Annotated in this window: 17 protein-coding genes; 7 read left to right on the top strand and 10 right to left on the bottom strand. The window is 67.3% G+C overall.

What is annotated here, in order from left to right; genetic code table 11:
• Nucleotides 1-145 precede the first annotated feature (145 nt).
• The 3 genes from FHW78_RS19740 to FHW78_RS19730 form a co-directional block, all read right to left on the bottom strand.
• Complete coding sequence (locus tag FHW78_RS19740; RefSeq protein ID WP_183645081.1) at nt 146-1,132, bottom strand: FecR domain-containing protein; 987 nt, start codon at nt 1,130-1,132, stop codon at nt 146-148.
• A 139-nt stretch (nt 1,133-1,271) separates the two neighbouring features.
• On the bottom strand, nt 1,272-1,781 hold the full coding sequence (locus tag FHW78_RS19735) for an RNA polymerase sigma factor (RefSeq protein ID WP_183645078.1): 510 nt from the start codon (nt 1,779-1,781) through the stop codon (nt 1,272-1,274).
• Nucleotides 1,778-2,443 carry a secretin and TonB N-terminal domain-containing protein gene (locus FHW78_RS19730; RefSeq protein ID WP_183645075.1) on the bottom strand — a complete coding sequence of 222 codons (666 nt, stop codon included), beginning with the start codon at nt 2,441-2,443 and terminating at the stop codon, nt 1,778-1,780. The genes FHW78_RS19735 and FHW78_RS19730 overlap by 4 nt, the downstream gene beginning before the upstream one ends.
• A gap of 415 nt (nt 2,444-2,858) precedes the next feature.
• On the opposite strand from FHW78_RS19730, the gene FHW78_RS19725 reads away from it, so the two are divergent.
• A complete protein-coding gene (locus FHW78_RS19725) occupies nt 2,859-3,260 on the top strand; it encodes a hypothetical protein (protein WP_183645072.1) in 402 nt (133 codons plus the stop codon).
• A 34-nt stretch (nt 3,261-3,294) separates the two neighbouring features.
• On the opposite strand, the gene FHW78_RS19720 is transcribed toward FHW78_RS19725, so the two are convergent.
• The 4 genes from FHW78_RS19720 to FHW78_RS19705 all read right to left on the bottom strand — a co-directional run bounded on the left by FHW78_RS19720 (nt 3,295) and on the right by FHW78_RS19705 (nt 6,521).
• Complete coding sequence (locus FHW78_RS19720) at nt 3,295-3,705, bottom strand: CBS domain-containing protein (protein ID WP_183645069.1); 411 nt, start codon at nt 3,703-3,705, stop codon at nt 3,295-3,297.
• 288 nt (nt 3,706-3,993) lie between these two features.
• Nucleotides 3,994-4,623, bottom strand: coding sequence for an NAD(P)H-dependent oxidoreductase (locus FHW78_RS19715; protein ID WP_183645067.1), 630 nt, complete (start codon nt 4,621-4,623; stop codon nt 3,994-3,996).
• A 651-nt stretch (nt 4,624-5,274) separates the two neighbouring features.
• Nucleotides 5,275-6,015 (bottom strand): anti-sigma factor, encoded by a 741-nt coding sequence (locus FHW78_RS19710; RefSeq protein ID WP_183645063.1) that lies wholly within the window; start codon nt 6,013-6,015, stop codon nt 5,275-5,277.
• Nucleotides 6,012-6,521, bottom strand: coding sequence for an RNA polymerase sigma factor (locus FHW78_RS19705; protein ID WP_183645060.1), 510 nt, complete (start codon nt 6,519-6,521; stop codon nt 6,012-6,014). Before FHW78_RS19705 ends, FHW78_RS19710 begins: the two co-directional genes overlap by 4 nt.
• Nucleotides 6,522-6,657: 136 nt before the next feature.
• Here FHW78_RS19705 and FHW78_RS19700 point away from each other — a divergent pair, with 136 nt between their 5' ends.
• Both FHW78_RS19700 and FHW78_RS19695 read left to right on the top strand, forming a co-directional pair.
• Nucleotides 6,658-7,755, top strand: coding sequence for a catalase family peroxidase (locus FHW78_RS19700; RefSeq protein WP_183645057.1), 1,098 nt, complete (start codon nt 6,658-6,660; stop codon nt 7,753-7,755).
• Nucleotides 7,752-8,315, top strand: coding sequence for a cytochrome b (locus FHW78_RS19695; RefSeq protein ID WP_183645054.1), 564 nt, complete (start codon nt 7,752-7,754; stop codon nt 8,313-8,315). Before FHW78_RS19700 ends, FHW78_RS19695 begins: the two co-directional genes overlap by 4 nt.
• Nucleotides 8,316-8,351: 36 nt before the next feature.
• On the opposite strand, the gene FHW78_RS19690 is transcribed toward FHW78_RS19695, so the two are convergent.
• Both FHW78_RS19690 and FHW78_RS19685 read right to left on the bottom strand, forming a co-directional pair.
• Nucleotides 8,352-8,762, bottom strand: a complete 411-nt coding sequence (locus tag FHW78_RS19690) for a hypothetical protein (protein ID WP_183645051.1) — start codon at nt 8,760-8,762, stop codon at nt 8,352-8,354.
• A 111-nt stretch (nt 8,763-8,873) separates the two neighbouring features.
• Nucleotides 8,874-9,716: an N-acyl homoserine lactonase family protein gene (locus FHW78_RS19685; protein ID WP_218533997.1), complete on the bottom strand. Its 843-nt coding sequence runs from the start codon at nt 9,714-9,716 to the stop codon at nt 8,874-8,876.
• 273 nt (nt 9,717-9,989) lie between these two features.
• Here FHW78_RS19685 and FHW78_RS19680 point away from each other — a divergent pair, with 273 nt between their 5' ends.
• From FHW78_RS19680 to FHW78_RS19665, 4 genes are all read left to right on the top strand, one after another.
• Complete coding sequence (locus FHW78_RS19680; RefSeq protein WP_183645045.1) at nt 9,990-10,730, top strand: RNA polymerase sigma factor; 741 nt, start codon at nt 9,990-9,992, stop codon at nt 10,728-10,730.
• A 12-nt stretch (nt 10,731-10,742) separates the two neighbouring features.
• Nucleotides 10,743-11,087, top strand: coding sequence for a hypothetical protein (locus FHW78_RS19675; protein WP_183645042.1), 345 nt, complete (start codon nt 10,743-10,745; stop codon nt 11,085-11,087).
• Nucleotides 11,084-11,557: a DUF2231 domain-containing protein gene (locus FHW78_RS19670; protein WP_183645039.1), complete on the top strand. Its 474-nt coding sequence runs from the start codon at nt 11,084-11,086 to the stop codon at nt 11,555-11,557. Before FHW78_RS19675 ends, FHW78_RS19670 begins: the two co-directional genes overlap by 4 nt.
• Before the next feature lie 73 nt (nt 11,558-11,630).
• Entirely contained in the window at nt 11,631-11,894 is a 264-nt protein-coding gene (locus FHW78_RS19665) for a DUF6522 family protein (RefSeq protein WP_183645036.1), read from the top strand.
• A 45-nt stretch (nt 11,895-11,939) separates the two neighbouring features.
• Here FHW78_RS19665 and FHW78_RS19660 read toward each other — a convergent pair whose 3' ends face one another.
• Nucleotides 11,940-15,044, bottom strand: a complete 3,105-nt coding sequence (locus FHW78_RS19660) for a TonB-dependent receptor (protein ID WP_183645033.1) — start codon at nt 15,042-15,044, stop codon at nt 11,940-11,942.
• Nucleotides 15,045-15,517 lie beyond the last annotated feature (473 nt).

Raw genomic sequence — 15,517 nt, 5'->3', positions numbered from 1 at the left:
CCTTCTTCACGACGCTCGTTGTCGGACGAACCCGCAAAGCTCCGATGCGTCCGACGTGCACGCGAGGGTGAACGTCAAGGTTCCTGAATGCGCCTGCCGGCGCGTCAGCGCGAACGGAGCGGCATGGCGCTCGGCGCAACCCGACTCAACCGAGCAGGACGATATCGCCGGGCAGCGTGGTCACGCGGGCCGAGAAGGCCTGCTGGATCTGCGTGATCGCCAGATCCATCCGGGTGATCGGGAAGCGCCCGCTGACCGACCGTCCTTCCAGCGCCTTGTCCACCAGCATCACCCGGCCGCGACGGTAGCGGTTGATCTCGCTGATCGCGTCCGGCAACGGCGTGTTGCGGAATACGATGACGCCGTCCCGCCAGGCCGATACCTGTTCCGGCTCGATCGCGCGCACCGCCTGCAGTCCGTCTTCGCCATAGTCCACCTGGTAGCGCGCGGCCAGCGTGCGCTGCTGGTCGCCCAGTTGCACCGCCACCCTGCCGCGCAGGCAGGTGACACAGGTGCGCTCGCCGACGCGGCGCACTTCCAGCCTGGCCGGCAGCTCCGCGGTGATCCTTCCGGCACCGGACGAAATCCGGAACAGTCCGCCGGTCGCGGTCATCGCATCGATCGCCGCCTCGCCCGCCAGCAGCGTCATCCCGTCGATCCTGCCGTCCTGGCGCTGCACCTCGATGCTGGTCTGCGTGTTCATCGCCAGCACCACGTCCTCGCGCAGGCGCACCGTGCGCTGTTCACCGGTGGCGGTGCGGTAATCCGCGCCCCACTCCGATATCGGCGTCCAGCCGCCCAGCAGCGGGTGTTCCGCCAGCAACGCCACGCCGGCCACCGACGCCGCCGCGGCCATGCCGCCGAGGAAGGCGCGCCTGTTCATGCGTGGTCCCGTCGGCCGCGCGGCGTTGGCCGCCGCCTGCGCGATCAGGCGCTCGCCGGCCGGCCCGAAATCGCGCCACAACCGCTTGGCATCCTCGAACGCGGCCCGGTGCATCGGTCCTTGCGCACGCCAGCGTTGCAATGCGCGCGCGTCCTCGTCGGTTGCCCGGCCCGACGCCAGCAATCGCACCCAGGCATCCGCCTCATGCCGCAGCCGCTTTTTCGATTTGTCGTCGTTCGTGAATGTCATGCCGCGCTTTGCCCGCACCCGGCGGACCGCCCTGGCCGGGATGGCCAACGGTGCCTGTCAGACAATAGACCGATTTGGATGGCCAATCCCGCATGGCAGGCCTTCCCGGCGTGATCCGGGGCGCTTCCCGCCGCGCGCGTCAACGGCCCAGCCGGGCCGCGCAGTAGGCCTGGGCTTTCTGCAGTTCCAGTTCGACCAGACGCAGGGAAATGCCCATCCGGCGCGCCACTTCCGGCTGTGTCAGCTGCTGCACGCGCACCGCCAGCAGGATGTTGCGGCGTCGTTCCGGGAGTTCCCGCATCACCCGGACCAGGGCTTCCAGTTCGGCCTGCGAGGCCGCCGCCTCGGCCGGACCGGGCGCCGGGTCGGCCAGTTCCAGCAAGTCGTCCACCTCGCGCGCACTGAGCTGCCGGTTGGCGGAGCGATGCAGGTCGATCGATGCGTTCACCGCCATCCGGAAAACGTAGTGCCAGGGATCGGACACGGTATCGGCCACCCGCCGCGTGGACAGGCGCACCCAGGTCTCCTGCAGCGCGTCGCTGGCCACTTCGTCCGATCCCAGACGTTGCACCAGCCGCCGCTTGAGTTCGTGATAACGCAGCACCAGGAACTGCTGCAGGCCCGCCGCCGCCGCCTCCACCGCGCTCATGGCCGTATCCCGGGCGCCGGACAGGCCCACCCGTAGCCGGCCGCGCGCGGCAGCACCAGCAGGGTGAACGGCTGCGCCACCTGCGCCGGCACCGGTGCTCCCAGCGCCAGACCGTCCATCGCCTCGCGCACCGCCGCATCGACCGCCGCGTCGCCGGTGGATTCCAGCAGGCGGGAACGCGCGACGCTGCCGTCGGCGGCGAACCACAGTTGCAGGGCAAGACGATGCCGCCCTTCGGCCAGTTCGCTTCGACGGCAGAACGCTTCGCCCAGGCGATGCTGGATTTCGCCGTAGTACCAGGCCGGATCGCGCGCAGGCACCGCCGGGGCTTCCGGATCGCGCGTCAGCACCAGCGCGCCCTGTCCCACCTGGCGCGTCCGCAGGCCGCTGCCCTGCAGGATCCGCGCAAGCGCGTCGGCCGCGCCCAAACGCCCGCGCACGCCGGCGGAAACCACGCCGGCGGTCAGGCTGCTGTCGTAAATGACCGATTGGCCGGTCGCATCGCCGAAGGCCTCGATGGCGCGATCCAATGGCTGCGGACCGATGTCGAAATCGAAGTCGCCGCCCGCGCAGGACGACGCCGACCGTTCGGGAACCGGTTCTTCCTTCACGTCGCAGGGCGCAACGCGTCCTTGCGCCAACGAAGCCGTAGCCGCAGCCATCGCCAGTACTCCCGAAAGGATCAGGGCAGGCGCAAGGGTCACCTTTCCGGTGCGTTTGACCTTCTCTGGACCCAAGGTTCGATACCTGCCTCGGGCCATCCTAGGTAACCAATATGACGCTTTGGTGTCCGCTCCCCGGAGCGGTGCGGAAGCGTCAAATTCCCCCGCGCCGGGCGGCCGAAGGTCGCGCATGCGCCGCATTAACGCGGGAGGAGCTAACCTGAATCCGCACTCGGTCCCCCCTGCCGTGTCCCCGGAGCCTCCGTGCAGCTTCCGTTACAGGAACTGCCCGTGGCCCACCGCTCTCTTCGCGCGACCCGTTTTTTCGTCCTCAGCCTGTTCGCCCTGATTTCGCTGCTTGCCTTGGTGCTGGGCACCTGGTGGTGCATGCAGTGATCCAGAACGCGCGCCCGAGATGAATGACGACGATTTCCATTTTCCCCCCGTCCGCGGGGACCAACTGGGCCAGGCCCTGGCGATCTTCCAGTCCGCCCTGCATGCGCCGCTGGACGGCGCCGGCGTGGGTGTACACGTGGAAGAAGCCAGCGACCGTCTCGCCGATGAAGTGGAAAGCTGGGATCTCGACTTCGATCAACGCAATTCGCTGATCCTGCGCGTACTGGCGTTCAACGAACTGCTCGGCCGCGCCGCGCGGGATGATCGTTTCGGCGCGCATGTGGAAACCGTGGGCGGCGCCTACAACGTCAGCGACGATTTCATGCGCGCCGCGGCCCGGGCCGAACTCGCACCGTCCGGCCCGGATCAGGAAGGCCTCGCCTTCAACCTGGAAAGCGTGCTGCGCGACCTGCGCCGTTGACAGCCCGCTTGCCCGGCTTGCTTCCAGGCAGGCCTCAATGCGGCGTCGCCACACCGCGCCCCATCGTCTGCGCGGCCGAACGCTTGGAATGCATCATGTTCGCCAGCGACACGATGCCGACCAGCCGCTTGTGGTCGTCCACCACCGGCAACCGGCGCATCTCCAGGTCGGCCATGTTGGTGGCGACCGATTCGACCTGATCGCCGGCGCGGCAATACATCACCTCCTCGGACATTACATCGCGCACGGTCTTGCCGGCGACGTCGTTGTCGGTGAGGCCGCGCACCACGATGTCGCGATCGGTGATCATGCCAATCAGGCGATCGTTCTCGTGCACCGGCAGGCTGCCGACATCGCGGCTGCGCATGAGCTCGGCGGCATCCAGCAGGGATTGCTCCGGACGGATGGTGGCCACGTCGCGGGTCATGATCTCTTCGATGATCATCGGATCTCTCCTATCGTTGCGGACCTGACCACCGTAGGCAGCACGCGGTTACAAGAACATGAGGCATGGGGCGCCCTCAGGTCACGGGATTTTCATGGCGCCCGGCGCAGCGTTGCTGCGCGCGGCAGCGCGCCGCGTATCACGGAGCCTTCCATGAAAACGAACCCACTGTCCCGCCCGCTGGCCGGGCGCGAAGATCCCGCACCGCAACCCGATCCCCGCCGCGACCGCGAGCCGGCGGAGGAAGAAGAGGAATAACCTGTGGCCGAACGCCCGCTTGCGCCCGGTTCATGACCGGGCGGCAAGCGCCCTTGCCCGTGCGGTGGCGTCCTCGCGTATCCGCGTCAGGTTATCCGGATCCGTCAACGTGGGCGCCAGCGCCACTTCGCCGGCCACTTCGATGCCGAGAAAGCGCAGCCACTGGCGCATGTAGGGCTTCTGGAAATCCTGGTACTGGGGCGTGGCGCCTTCCGAGAAATCACCGGCGCTGGAGTACATCAGGAAGGCGCGCTTGCCGGACAGCAGCGGCTGGTAGCCTTCGTCACGCGACCAGCGCCAGTTCTGCCCCGGCAGGGTCACGATGTCGATGTAGTGCTTGAGCCGGTAGGGCAGGCCGTAATTCCACATCGGCAGGCTGAACACGTACACCTCGGCGCGATTGAACTGCCGCGAGACGCGCACCGCGCGGTCCCACTGCGCCTGCTGGCCGGCGGTCGCGTTCTGCGCGCGCAGCACCGCGAACTTGGCGGCGATCATCGACGCGTCGAACTCGGGGAGTTCGAGGTTCCAGACATCCGCCGTCTCGTGCGTGTCCGCGGGATGCGCCTGTCGCCAGGCATCGAGGAAGGCGTCGGCAAGGGCGAGCGAACGGGAAGCCTCGCCGCCGGGCGAGGCACTGACGTGGAGCACGTGGGCCATGGGAGCATCCTTGTGCGGCTCGCCGCACCGAGTGGGGAGCGGCATTCTTGGGAACCCGCCTGCCACCGCACAAGTACGCACTTCGAGGTGCCTACCCACTTCTGCGGGGATGAAGAGCATGCGGTATCCACGGCCACGCGGCTTTTTCCTCCCCCTTTTTTAAAAAGGGGGATTGAGGGGGATTTGCTCTTGGCGCCAAAAGCAAATCCCCCGTCACCCGCTTCGCGGCTGCCCGCCCCCTTCTCCGAAGGGGGCTGAAGAGCCAGTGCCCTCCACTACGATGCAGTTTTTTTACCTCCCCCTTTTTTGAAAAAGGGGGACCGAGGGGGATTCGCTCTTGGCGCAAAAAGCAAATCCCCCGTCACCCGCTTCGCGGGCGCCCGCCCCCTTCTCCGAAGGGGGCTGAAGAGCCAGTGCCCTCCACAACGATGCAGTTTTTTACCTCCCCCTTTGAAAAAGGGGGACCGAGGGGGATTCGCTCTTGGCGCAAAAAGCAAATCCCCCGTCACCCGCTTCGCGGCTGCCCGCCCCCTTCTCCGAAGGGGGCTGAAGAGCCAGTGCCCTCCACTACGATGCAGCTTTTTTTCCTCCCCCTTAAAAAAAGGGGGATTGAGGGGGATTTGCCTTTGGCGCAGGCCCCCAACCCAAACTTCACCCACCCCGCAACAACGGCGCAATCTCGCGCATCCGCAACTGCGTGGCCGGACCCACCAGCGCGAACGCGGTGTCACCCTCGGCCCAGTACTGCGCCAGCAGGCGGCCGTCGCGGCGCTCGCCGGTGACGTTGCGCGGTGTTCGTGGACGCAGGTACAGGCCGATGCGCGCACCGTCCGCATCTTCGTAGACCAGCATCGCCGCGGCGCCTTCCGACGTGGACAGCAACCGGCCTGCACGCAGGCGGAAGCCCTGCGTACGCAAATCCGGCACCTCGCCGGCCGGGCCAAAATGCGTGCGCAGCCATCCCTGCAATGCATCCGGTGCGATCTCGCCCGTCATCGCATCGCCATCGCCGGCAAACAGGCGATACGCCGCCACCGCATCGGCCATCGGCAACTGTTCGCTGGCCAGCCGCGCATCGCGCCACTGCCAGCCCGCCATGCCACCCATGCCCAACGCCAGCAGGCAACTGGCGGCCATGCCCAGCCGCGCGCGTCGCTGGCGGCGCAAACCGGCACGCAACCGATGCGGCTGGAGCGCCGGTGGAACCGATGCCTCCAGATCGCGCGCCCAGCCTGCGCGCAGCGTCTCGGCGTCGCGCTTCCACGCATCGATTCTGGCCTCCTGCCCGGGATGCTCGCGCAGCCATTGCCGCACCGCCTCGCGCCGTTCCGGCGCCAGCCGCCCATCGATATAGGCGTGCAGTTCCTCTTCGCTGGGAGACCATCGATTCATTTGAGTACCCTCAGGGTGCGCGCCGCCGGCGCGTCTTCATCGGTCAGCGTGCGCAACCTTTCGCGCGCGCGTGACAGCCGCGACATCACCGTGCCCACCGGCAAGCCGAGCATGTCCGCCGCCTCGCGATAGCTGAAACCTTCCACGCTGACCAGCAGCAACAGTGCACGGTGATCCGGTGGCAGGCGCGCGAACGCGGCCAGCACCGACCGTCCCTCGTGGATGCGTTCGGGCGAAGGCGCCATCTCGACCGGCTCGGCGCCAAACAGCTCCAGCGCCCGCTGCCAGCGCCGCGCGCGCCGATGCTCGGTGACGAACTGGCGGTAGACGATCGCGAACAGCCATGCCTGCAACGCCTCCTCGTCCCGGCGCGAATCCCAGCGCCGCAACGCCCGTTCCAGCGCCGCCTGCACGATGTCGTCCGCGCCATCGCCGGCCAGCGAGCGCGCGAAGCGCCGCAGCCGGGGCAGGAGCGCACTCAGGCGCGGGTCGTCGGAAGCATCCATCGTCATCGTTTCGGAACGGGTCGTGGGGTAAGACGCACCCGAGGCCGGATTATTCCATCCCTCTCCGGAAAAAGATTCGGGAATAAATCCGCCGCCAGCGGCGTCTGATCCCCAGTCCCGTCACCAGGAGCCCGCCGTGCAAAGTCCTTCCCCGCCGCCTCCCCGGGCCAATGCCCGTCGTTGGTGGCCGCTGCTGGCCATCGGCGCGATCGCCGCGGCGTTGGCCGCCGCGTTCGCCTGGACCGCCGGCTGGCTGGGCGGCGCCTCCCGCCTGACCGCGTCCGCGATGACCAACGCCATCGAAGCCGGCGGCCCGTCGCATCCCGGCTTCCGCCGCGCCCACGCCAAAGGTGTGTGCGTGACCGGTGTGTTCCGCAGTTCCGGCCAGGCCGCCGCGCTGTCGTCGGCGCGGGTGTTCCGCCAGGCGGAGACGCCGGTGCTGGGCCGCATGTCGATCGGCGGCGGCGATCCGCACGGCGCCGATGCACAGGCGCGCGTGCGCAGCATGGCGCTGCTGCTGCGCACCGACGACGGCCAGCAATGGCGCACCGCGATGAACAGCTTTCCGTTCTTCGTGGTCGCCACGCCGGAAGGCTTTCACGCGCAGACGCTTGCCTCGCGGCCGGATCCCGCCACCGGCAAACCGGATCCCGCGCGCATGGCCGCCTTCGCCGAACGCTACCCGGAAGCACGCAAGTTCCAGGTCTGGGCCAAGTCGGCGCCATGGTCGAACAGCTGGGGTAACACCCAGTACAACGGCGTCAATGCTTTCCGCTTCATCGCCGAAGACGGCAGTGAACACGCGGTGCGCTGGTCGATGCGCCCGCATCTTCCGTTCGCGCCATTGAGTCCGGAACAGCGCAAGCAGGCCGATGCCGATTTCCTCGCCGAGGACCTCTCCCGACGACTCGCGCAAGGACCGCTGCAATGGGATCTCGTGCTGACGCTCGCCGAACCGGGCGACCCGGTGAACGATCCCTCGCAGCCCTGGCCCGAAAACCGGCGGCAGGTCGTCGCCGGCACCCTCTCGCTGACCGCCGCCCAGCCGCAGGCCACCGGCGCCTGCCGCGACATCAACTACGACCCGCTGATCCTGCCGACCGGCATCCGCGGCTCGGACGATCCGATCCTGGCCGCGCGTTCGGCGGTGTATTCGCAATCGTTCAATCGCCGCGAACGCGAAATCGGCCGTGGTCATGCGCCCGAAGCCGCCGGCAAGGGAGGTACCCGATGATCCGCCCCGCTTCCTTCGACCGCGTCGCGCGCCTCCTGCACTGGACCATGGCGCTGATGATCCTGGCGATGCTGTTCATCGGCGTGGCGATGGTCGCCTCGGTTTCGCAGCGGCCTTGGCTGATCGCCCTGCACCGTCCGCTTGGCGCGGCGATCCTGCTGCTGGCGATCTGGCGATTGATCCACCGCCTGCGTCACCGCCCGCCGCCGCTGCCGGCGGATCTGCCGCGCTGGCAGGCCATGGCCGCACTCGCCTCGCACTGGCTGCTGTACGCGCTGATGCTGGCGATGCCGCTGGTCGGCTGGGCGATGCTGTCGGCGGGCCACTATCCGATCGTGCTGTTCGGCGGCGTGCAGTTGCCGCCGTTGCTGGCGCCGGATCCCGCCGTCTATGCCTGGCTGCGCGATGCGCACGGCTGGGGCGCCCGCCTGCTCTTCGCCACCGTCCTGCTGCACCTGTCGGCCGCGCTGTATCACGCCTGGGTGCGGCGCGACGGCGTGTTCGCGAGCATGGCGGGAACGCGCGAACAAGCTCCGGCCGAACCGGACGGCGACAGGTGATGCAACCTCATGGAGGCGGCGAAACGCCGCCTCCCCTCAGGGCCGGACCTTCTTCCACTCCTCGAACTCGACCCGCTTGCCGTCCTTCCACCGCTCCAATCGCCAGACGTCGCCGTCCACGCGATAGCGGAACGAATACACGCCACTGTCCTCCGCGGGAAAGGAACGCTGCATCAGCGTCTCGGTGTACTGGCCCTCTTCAGCCGCGTACCGGCCAGCCCCACCCGCCCAGAACTTGTCACCGGACTGCATGGTGAAGGAAAACCGGCCATCGGCCAGCACCTTCTGCCCGTTGAACTTCATCTCCGCATAGCTCTTCGTCTGCCCGTCCGCGGTGACGTACTCGCCGCCCTGGAGTTCCCAGGCGCCTTCGAGGGACTTGTCGGCGGCGTGCGCGGGGGTGATGGCGAGCAGGATGGTCAAGGCGAGGGAGAGTTTCAGCCGCATGTTCCTTCCAAGGATTGGTTCGAAGAGAGCGCAAGCTTACGGCGTATTCGTGTCCCGAGACTTCAGGGAACTTCCGCGACGCCGTCGTCCCTGCGGCACAGAGTCACGCCCCTACTCCGCCGCCTCCGGGAACATCGGCAACTTCCCCACATCCGCTTCCTCGTGCTGGATGATCAGCGTCGCCTTGAGGTTCCTCGCAAGACTGGCGAAGCGATCCATCGAAGCCAGCGACTGCGCGCGATCGGTATTGAACGATGGCACACCACGGGTATCGAGGTTCTCGTGCAAATGCACCACATCGCCGGACAGCAGCACCGGGCCACGCCTGGGCAGGTTCACCAGCAGGCCGTGGTGGCCCGGCGTGTGTCCGGGCAGATCCAGCATCACCACGCTGCCGTCGCCGAACACATCCAGATCCCCGCGCACCTTCTCCACCTTCGCGTCCTTGCCCAGCCACGGCGCGAACCGCCTGGTCCGCTCCTCATGGCCCGGCGTGCCCAATACCGCGTAGTCGCCCGCGCCGATCAGCAGCGTGGCCTGCGGAAACTCCGCCGCCTGGCCGATGTGATCGAAGTGGTAGTGGCTGATGCCCACCTTCGAGATCTGCGCCGGCTTCACGTCGATCTGCGCCAGCTGGTCCACCACGGTTCTTGCCAGCGCGGTGGAATCCTCCTTGCCCTGCGTCAACGGCTTGCCCAGATACTCGCGCGACAAGCCGGTATCCCACAGCAGGTAGTCGTTGCCGTGGCGGATCAGGTAGCAGCTGCCGACGAACAGCTTGCTCTGTCCCACGTAGGCGCGGGTATCGGACATCTCGTCCAGGTTGTAGGTCCACAGCTGCCCGCAATCCAGCCGCCACAGGCGCAGCTCGACCGGAGTCGAAGGTTCGGCGGCAGACAGAGGCAACGACAACGCGAACAGCGCGAAAGCGAACCGGCGGAGACGTGCGTTCACGAGGCCTCTCGGGCAGGGAGTGCGATGGCGCGCAGTATGCCTTGGCATGGGGGATTTCCGTCGCAGCCCCGGGTCAGGTGCCGGTGGAAGATGTACTGTAGCGACGCCGCTGCCGTACCGGCTCTTTCGGTGGGCAGAACGCCTCTCCGCGACCCGACCTCCCTCCACACTCCCATCCGGTCCCTCGGCGCAGAATGCCGCTGGCTTCCTGGCGCCCGTGCCGCGGGAACCTCGCCGCCCCTGCCGCATCCGATGGGTAAGAGAGGAGATCGCATGAGCCCTGTTCATACGCCACTGGCCGTGGACTATGCCGCCCTGGACGATGCCGCCCTGGTCGCCCGGGTCCAGCGTGGCGACCGCGACGCGTTCCGCCAGGTCATGCGGCGCTGCAACCAGCGCCTGTTCCGGGTCGCGCGCGGCGTAGTCAACGACGACGCCGAAGCCGAGGACGTGGTCCAGGAGGCCTATGTGCACGCGTACGAGAAGATTGAGGGTTTCCGTGGCGAGGCTTCGCTGCTCACCTGGCTGACCCGCATCGTGCTCAACGCCGCCTATGGACGCCTGCGCCAGCGCCGCGCGACGGTGGGCGTGGAACAGATCGAGGCCGCGCAGCACGACGAGCGGGTGGTGGCGTTCCCGTCCCGCTTTGGCCACGAGGATCCCGCCGCGGCCGCCACCCGCGCGCAGATCCGCGTCCTGGTCGAGCGCGCCATCGACGGGCTGCCCGAACCGTTCCGCGTCGTGTTCGTCCTGCGCGAAATCGAGGAGTGCACGGTCGAGGAAACCGCCGCCGCGCTCGACCTGCGCGAGGAAACCGTGAAGACCCGGCTGCATCGCGCTCGCCGGCAACTGCGGGCGGCCCTGCGCGACACCCTGGCGACAACCCTCACCGATGCTTTTCCCTTCCTCGGTTCCCGCTGCGAACGCATGACCGACGAAGTGCTGAGGCGGCTGGATCCGTCACCGGCCGAACCTTCCCGCTCCCACCTGCCCGATAGCCCGCCCGCCATCTGAAGGGAGAACACCATGTTGATCACCGCCTTGATCGTCTTCGCCATCGCCGCCATGGGCGGCCTGTTCCTGGCCAGCCGCGTGCTGCGCGGGCATCTCGCCCCATGGGCGATCTCCATCCTGCACGCCCTGCTCGGCGCCAGCGGATTGATCCTGCTGATTCTCACCGTGGTCCAGGGCGGCGCCTCCGCACGGGTCACCGCCGCCCTGGCCATCCTCATCCTCGCCGCGCTCGGCGGCTTCTTCCTGGCCTCGATCCACCTGCGCGGCCGGGTTGCGCCCAAGGCGGTGGTGTTCGTGCACGCCGGCGTCGCCGTCGCTGGTTTCCTCACCCTGTTGAGTGCCGTGCTGGCGGTATGAAACATCCGCTGCATCCCGCGCTGGTGCACTTCCCCATCGCCTGTTGGACATTGGCCACGCTCGCCGATGTCGGCGGTCGGTGGTGGGGCGAGCCGGTCTGGCAGTTCGCCGGCGGCCTGCTGCTGGTCGGCGCGATCAGCGCGCTCGCCACGATGGCGGCCGGATTCGTCGAACTGATGAATATTCCCAACGACAGCCCCGCCCTGCGCGTGGCCAACCGCCATCTGCTGATGGCGCTGATAGCCTGGAGCAGTTACACCGCCAGTCTGATGCTGCGCGTGCACGGCAAGACCGTGCACGCGCCCGACGCATTGGCGCTGAGTCTGAGCGTCATCGGCTTCCTGGCCCTGTGCGTGACCGGCTGGCTGGGCGGCAGCCTGGTCTACACGCATGGCGTGGGCGTGCAACGCGAGGGAAGCGATGAATCGCATGCGCGTGGGCTCCCACCATCGCACCACAAGCCCGGCTAGCCGCCGGCCTTGATGCAGGTCAAGACCCGCCACCTCGTCTCCGGGCGACAATGCATCTCGCCCGGAGCCGACCATGACCACCCTGCCCCTGTCTTTCCAGCCCACCCGCAACAACACGCCCATCGAAGTGGACGCCACGGCGGTGGCGCGCGAACTGGGCCTGGACGTGGCGGCGTTCCGCCAATTGATGGACGCCGAAAAGATCACCGTGCTGTGCGAGCGCGGCACCGGCGAGGACGAGGGCACCTGGCGGGTCAGCTTCTATCACGCCGGCCATCGCGCCCGCTTCGTGGTGGATGCGCAGGGCCGGATTCTCGACACGCCCGCGGCGTCCTGAGAAGCACGGCCGTCCGAAGACGGCCATGCCCGGATCTTCGCCTGATCAGAAGTCGTACTGCACCATGAAGCGCACCGAGCGCGGAGTCTGGAACGAGAGCGGCAACAGGTAGGTGTCCACCGGGATGCCGGTGGATCCGTCCTCGGCGCTCTCGCTGACCGAGGTGACCTTCTGCTCGTTGAACACGTTGAACACGTCCACCTTGAACTGCAATCCCTTCGCCCATGCCGGCGCGTAGCGCAGATTGAGGTCCAGCTGGCGCGTCCACGGCAGGCGTCCCTTGGTGCCGCGCGGAAACGCCTGCACCGGATTGGCCGGGTTGCCGTCCGGTCCCAGCGCCTGGCCGGCCTCGGTGGTGCCGCAACGCATGAACGACGAACCGTAGGGATGGAAGCCGGTCCTGCTCGGCCACGGCGCGTACACGCCGAAGCAGTTGAGCGGCCGTCCGGATTGCACCACCAGATTGGCGCCGATCGACCATTCCTCGTTGAACTCGTAGTTGCCGAACAGCTTCAGGCTGTGGCGGCGGTCGTTGGGCAGGTAACCGTAGGTATCCGTGGTCAGCTCGATGTAGTCGAAGTCCTGGGTGGTGTTGGTGTTCGCCTGGCCGATGTCGGACTTCACCCCGCCTTCGGTGTTGCCGCGGCTGCGGCCATAGGTGTACGAACCCTGGAAGAAGAAGTTGTCCCAGCTTCCATCCATGAACAGCTCGATGGCGCTGTACGACCGCTTCGCCTCCGGTGATAGACGCGAGCCTTCCACCCGCACGGGGGTGAGGTTGCCGTCGCCGTACAGATCGGTCAGGAACACCGCGTCCTTGCCCGGATTGAAGATGCGGCAATACGGGAATCCTGCGCCCGGCAGCGCCGCGGCGCGACCCTGCGCGTCGAGCCAGCCATCTTCTTCGTCCAGATGGAAACCGGCCGATTCCAGGATGGCGGTGTAGTCGCAGTTGTCGTCGATGGCCGCCTTCAGCTTGCGGTAGATGCCACGCACGCCAAGATTCAGGTGCTCGGTCAGTGCCGCCTGGAAGCCGAGGATGAACTCGTCCTGGTACATCGGGTCCAGGTCCTTGGCCGCGATGGTCCGCGGATTCTTCGGTTCGCCGAACTCACCGTTGATGTAGGTCAGGTCGCCTTCCGGCGTCAATCCGACGGGCGCGCCGGTGATCGGATCGACATCGGTGAAGCGGAACTCCTGGCGGGTGAACACCGAGGCAGAGGCGCCGCGCGTGGCGACGTCGGCGGTCAGCGGCAGCGCATAGCGGCCGGCGTTGCCGAAGATCTTCAGGGTGGAATCGCCGTTGACGTCCCAGGAGAAGCCCAGGCGCGGTCCCAGCTGGTTGCTTACCTTCACGAAGCTGTTGCCAAAACCGTCGCGGTTGTCGAAGGTGTCCCAGCGCAGGCCCAGGTAGGCGATGAAGGTGTCCGTGACGTTCCAACTGTCCTGGAGGTAGAAGGCGCGCTGCTTGATTTCGTTGGACGAGCCCTGGTTGACGATCTGCTCGCGCACGACGTCGTATTCGTCGCCCGTCTCCGGCTGCCCATCCGTGCCGTTGTTGGTCGCATATCGCCAGGTCCGGCCGCCTTCGATCGACGTGCCGGCCACGGACTCGTAGTTGTCGATGTCGATGCCGAACTGCAGGCGGTGGGTCGCCAGCTGCCATTCCGCATCCACCCGGAACTGGTGGCGGGTGTCCTCGTTGTTGGCGCCCTGGATCGCGCCGCCAGTGATGTTGCAGGTGCTGACGTAGGGCAGGCCGCCATTGGTCAGATCGCGGCGGTACTGGGGACGCGCGTCCACGATCAACGGGCAGCCGCTGGCAGGCTGGTCGAGGTTGCCGCCGTAGCGCACATCCCGCCCGTCGGCGGTGCGCAGATGCTGGGCGCGCGAGGACTTGCCCAGGCCGGCCAGCGCCGACAGGGTGAAGTTGTCGGTCAGGTAGCCGGTGTACTTGAGGATGTAGTTGTCGCCGCCGGCCTCCTGGAAGTTGGTGCCGATCAGCGCCTGCCGATCCAGCCGGCCCACGGTATTTCCGTACACTGCGGTCTCGACTTCCCGCTTGTCCGAAATGCCGGTGAATTCCAGCAGGTGGCTGTCGGTGATCTGCCAGTCCAGCTTGACCACCCAGTTCGGCGTCTTGGTGACCGCGCTGGTATTGGTGCTGGCCACCACACTGTTCCAGGTATCGGCTTCCTCGCGCTCGTACTGGATCAGGCCGTAGGCGAACAGGCGATCCTGGATCAGCGCGCCGCTGGCCCAGACCGAGGCGGTGGCCTGCCATTCCTTGTCACGGGAATTGTCTTCCTGCACCCGTCCCAGGCTGCCGGGCACCAGCGGATTGGAATAGTGGACGTTCTCGGTTTCCTCGCGCAGCGACTTGGGTTCGTAAAAGATGTTGGCGCCGGCATGGAACTCGTTGCTGCCGCGCTTGGTGATCTGGTTGAGCACACCGCCCAGCGAACGACCGAACTCAGCGCCGTAGCCGCCGGTCTTGACCTGCTGTTCGGCAATCGCCTCGAACGGCACCTGGGTGAAGTTCAGTCCGCGGAAGGTGTTGGTGATGTTGAAGCCGTTGACGTAGTACTGGTTCTCGGCCACCGACGAACCGCCGAACGAGGCCAGGTTGCCGAACGCCGCATCGCCTCGCACCGTGCCCGGTGCCAGCAGCGCCACGCTGGTGGCATCGCGCGCCACCGGGATCCGCGCGATCTGTTCGGCGGTCAGGATAGTGGTGGACTCCACCGAGGACACGTCGATCGGATTGACCGCGCTGGACCCGACCACGGTGACCGCATCCAGCGTGGTCGCGCTTCCGCCGCCGCTGGCGACGAGATCGGCGGTGGTCGCCGTGCCCACGCTGACGCTGACCGTGCGGCTGGCGCCGCCGGCGGTGGTCACCGTGTACTGGCCGGTCGGCAGAGCCGAGAAGCGGTAGCTGCCGTCGCCGCCCACGGTCACGCTGCGGCTGAAGCCGGTCGCCGGATTGGTGATGGTGACGGTTTCACCTGCGGTGGCGCGTCCGGTGATGGCGCCGGACGTATTCGATTGCGCATGCACGCCCCCGACGAAGCACACGCCCAGCGCGGTGCTCAGGGCGGTGCGTTTCAGTCCCCGGTAAAAGCGGTGCATGTTTCGGTTGATGCTCATGGTTCGCACTCTCTGGTTCTCCTGCAGATCAAGGATCACGACCACGCGCCGGGCGCGTGATGCGGCGAATCAGGTGCCGGTCTCCCCCACGCCTGACGCGAGGAGGCTAACGATTCGTTTACTTTCGGGATGTGCGGAAATTGAGTTTTGTGGCGCGTCCACTAGCGGATGAGCCCGGTTCGGGTGCGGTCGCTTCCGCGCACCTGCGCAACCGGCGCATACGATTTGCGCGATGACGGCACAACACGCGTCGCTGCACGCGCGCAGTATTCAGGCCGCCGGAACACCGCTCTCTCTCGATCCGGCCTGAAGGCCACGACCGCGATTCGTGGCCTTCTTTTTTCCCGCGCTTCGCGAGAAAGGGATTGGCCTCCTCGCCGGACGCGCGATTGGCTCTCGGTGAAGCACGCGCCAGCTCCTAGGGTGTGGCCGTTGCCGGCGGGCATCCCCGCATGCGCCGGCACGGAGAGAGA

Origin of the sequence: Pseudoxanthomonas sp. OG2, assembly GCF_014192765.1 — a bacterium.
Classification (GTDB): domain Bacteria; phylum Pseudomonadota; class Gammaproteobacteria; order Xanthomonadales; family Xanthomonadaceae; genus Pseudoxanthomonas_A; species Pseudoxanthomonas_A beigongshangi.
The sequence above is the reverse complement of the archived record's forward strand: the minus strand, read 5'-3'. Positions and strand labels throughout refer to the sequence as shown.

What these genes read in the sequence shown, in the direction of transcription:
- FHW78_RS19720 (WP_183645069.1), bottom strand. Translation starts at nt 3,705, where the DNA reads ATGATCATCGAAGAGATCATGACCCGCGACGTGGCCACCATCCGTCCG.
- FHW78_RS19730 (WP_183645075.1), bottom strand. Translation starts at nt 2,443, where the DNA reads ATGGCTGCGGCTACGGCTTCGTTGGCGCAAGGACGCGTTGCGCCCTGC.
- FHW78_RS19715 (WP_183645067.1), bottom strand. Translation starts at nt 4,623, where the DNA reads ATGGCCCACGTGCTCCACGTCAGTGCCTCGCCCGGCGGCGAGGCTTCC.
- FHW78_RS19690 (WP_183645051.1), bottom strand. Translation starts at nt 8,762, where the DNA reads ATGCGGCTGAAACTCTCCCTCGCCTTGACCATCCTGCTCGCCATCACC.
- FHW78_RS19725 (WP_183645072.1), top strand. Translation starts at nt 2,859, where the DNA reads ATGAATGACGACGATTTCCATTTTCCCCCCGTCCGCGGGGACCAACTG.
- FHW78_RS19675 (WP_183645042.1), top strand. Translation starts at nt 10,743, where the DNA reads ATGTTGATCACCGCCTTGATCGTCTTCGCCATCGCCGCCATGGGCGGC.
- FHW78_RS19740 (WP_183645081.1), bottom strand. Translation starts at nt 1,132, where the DNA reads ATGACATTCACGAACGACGACAAATCGAAAAAGCGGCTGCGGCATGAG.
- FHW78_RS19680 (WP_183645045.1), top strand. Translation starts at nt 9,990, where the DNA reads ATGAGCCCTGTTCATACGCCACTGGCCGTGGACTATGCCGCCCTGGAC.
- FHW78_RS19695 (WP_183645054.1), top strand. Translation starts at nt 7,752, where the DNA reads ATGATCCGCCCCGCTTCCTTCGACCGCGTCGCGCGCCTCCTGCACTGG.
- FHW78_RS19705 (WP_183645060.1), bottom strand. Translation starts at nt 6,521, where the DNA reads ATGGATGCTTCCGACGACCCGCGCCTGAGTGCGCTCCTGCCCCGGCTG.
- FHW78_RS19660 (WP_183645033.1), bottom strand. Translation starts at nt 15,044, where the DNA reads ATGAGCATCAACCGAAACATGCACCGCTTTTACCGGGGACTGAAACGC.
- FHW78_RS19710 (WP_183645063.1), bottom strand. Translation starts at nt 6,015, where the DNA reads ATGAATCGATGGTCTCCCAGCGAAGAGGAACTGCACGCCTATATCGAT.
- FHW78_RS19670 (WP_183645039.1), top strand. Translation starts at nt 11,084, where the DNA reads ATGAAACATCCGCTGCATCCCGCGCTGGTGCACTTCCCCATCGCCTGT.
- FHW78_RS19665 (WP_183645036.1), top strand. Translation starts at nt 11,631, where the DNA reads ATGACCACCCTGCCCCTGTCTTTCCAGCCCACCCGCAACAACACGCCC.
- FHW78_RS19735 (WP_183645078.1), bottom strand. Translation starts at nt 1,781, where the DNA reads ATGAGCGCGGTGGAGGCGGCGGCGGCGGGCCTGCAGCAGTTCCTGGTG.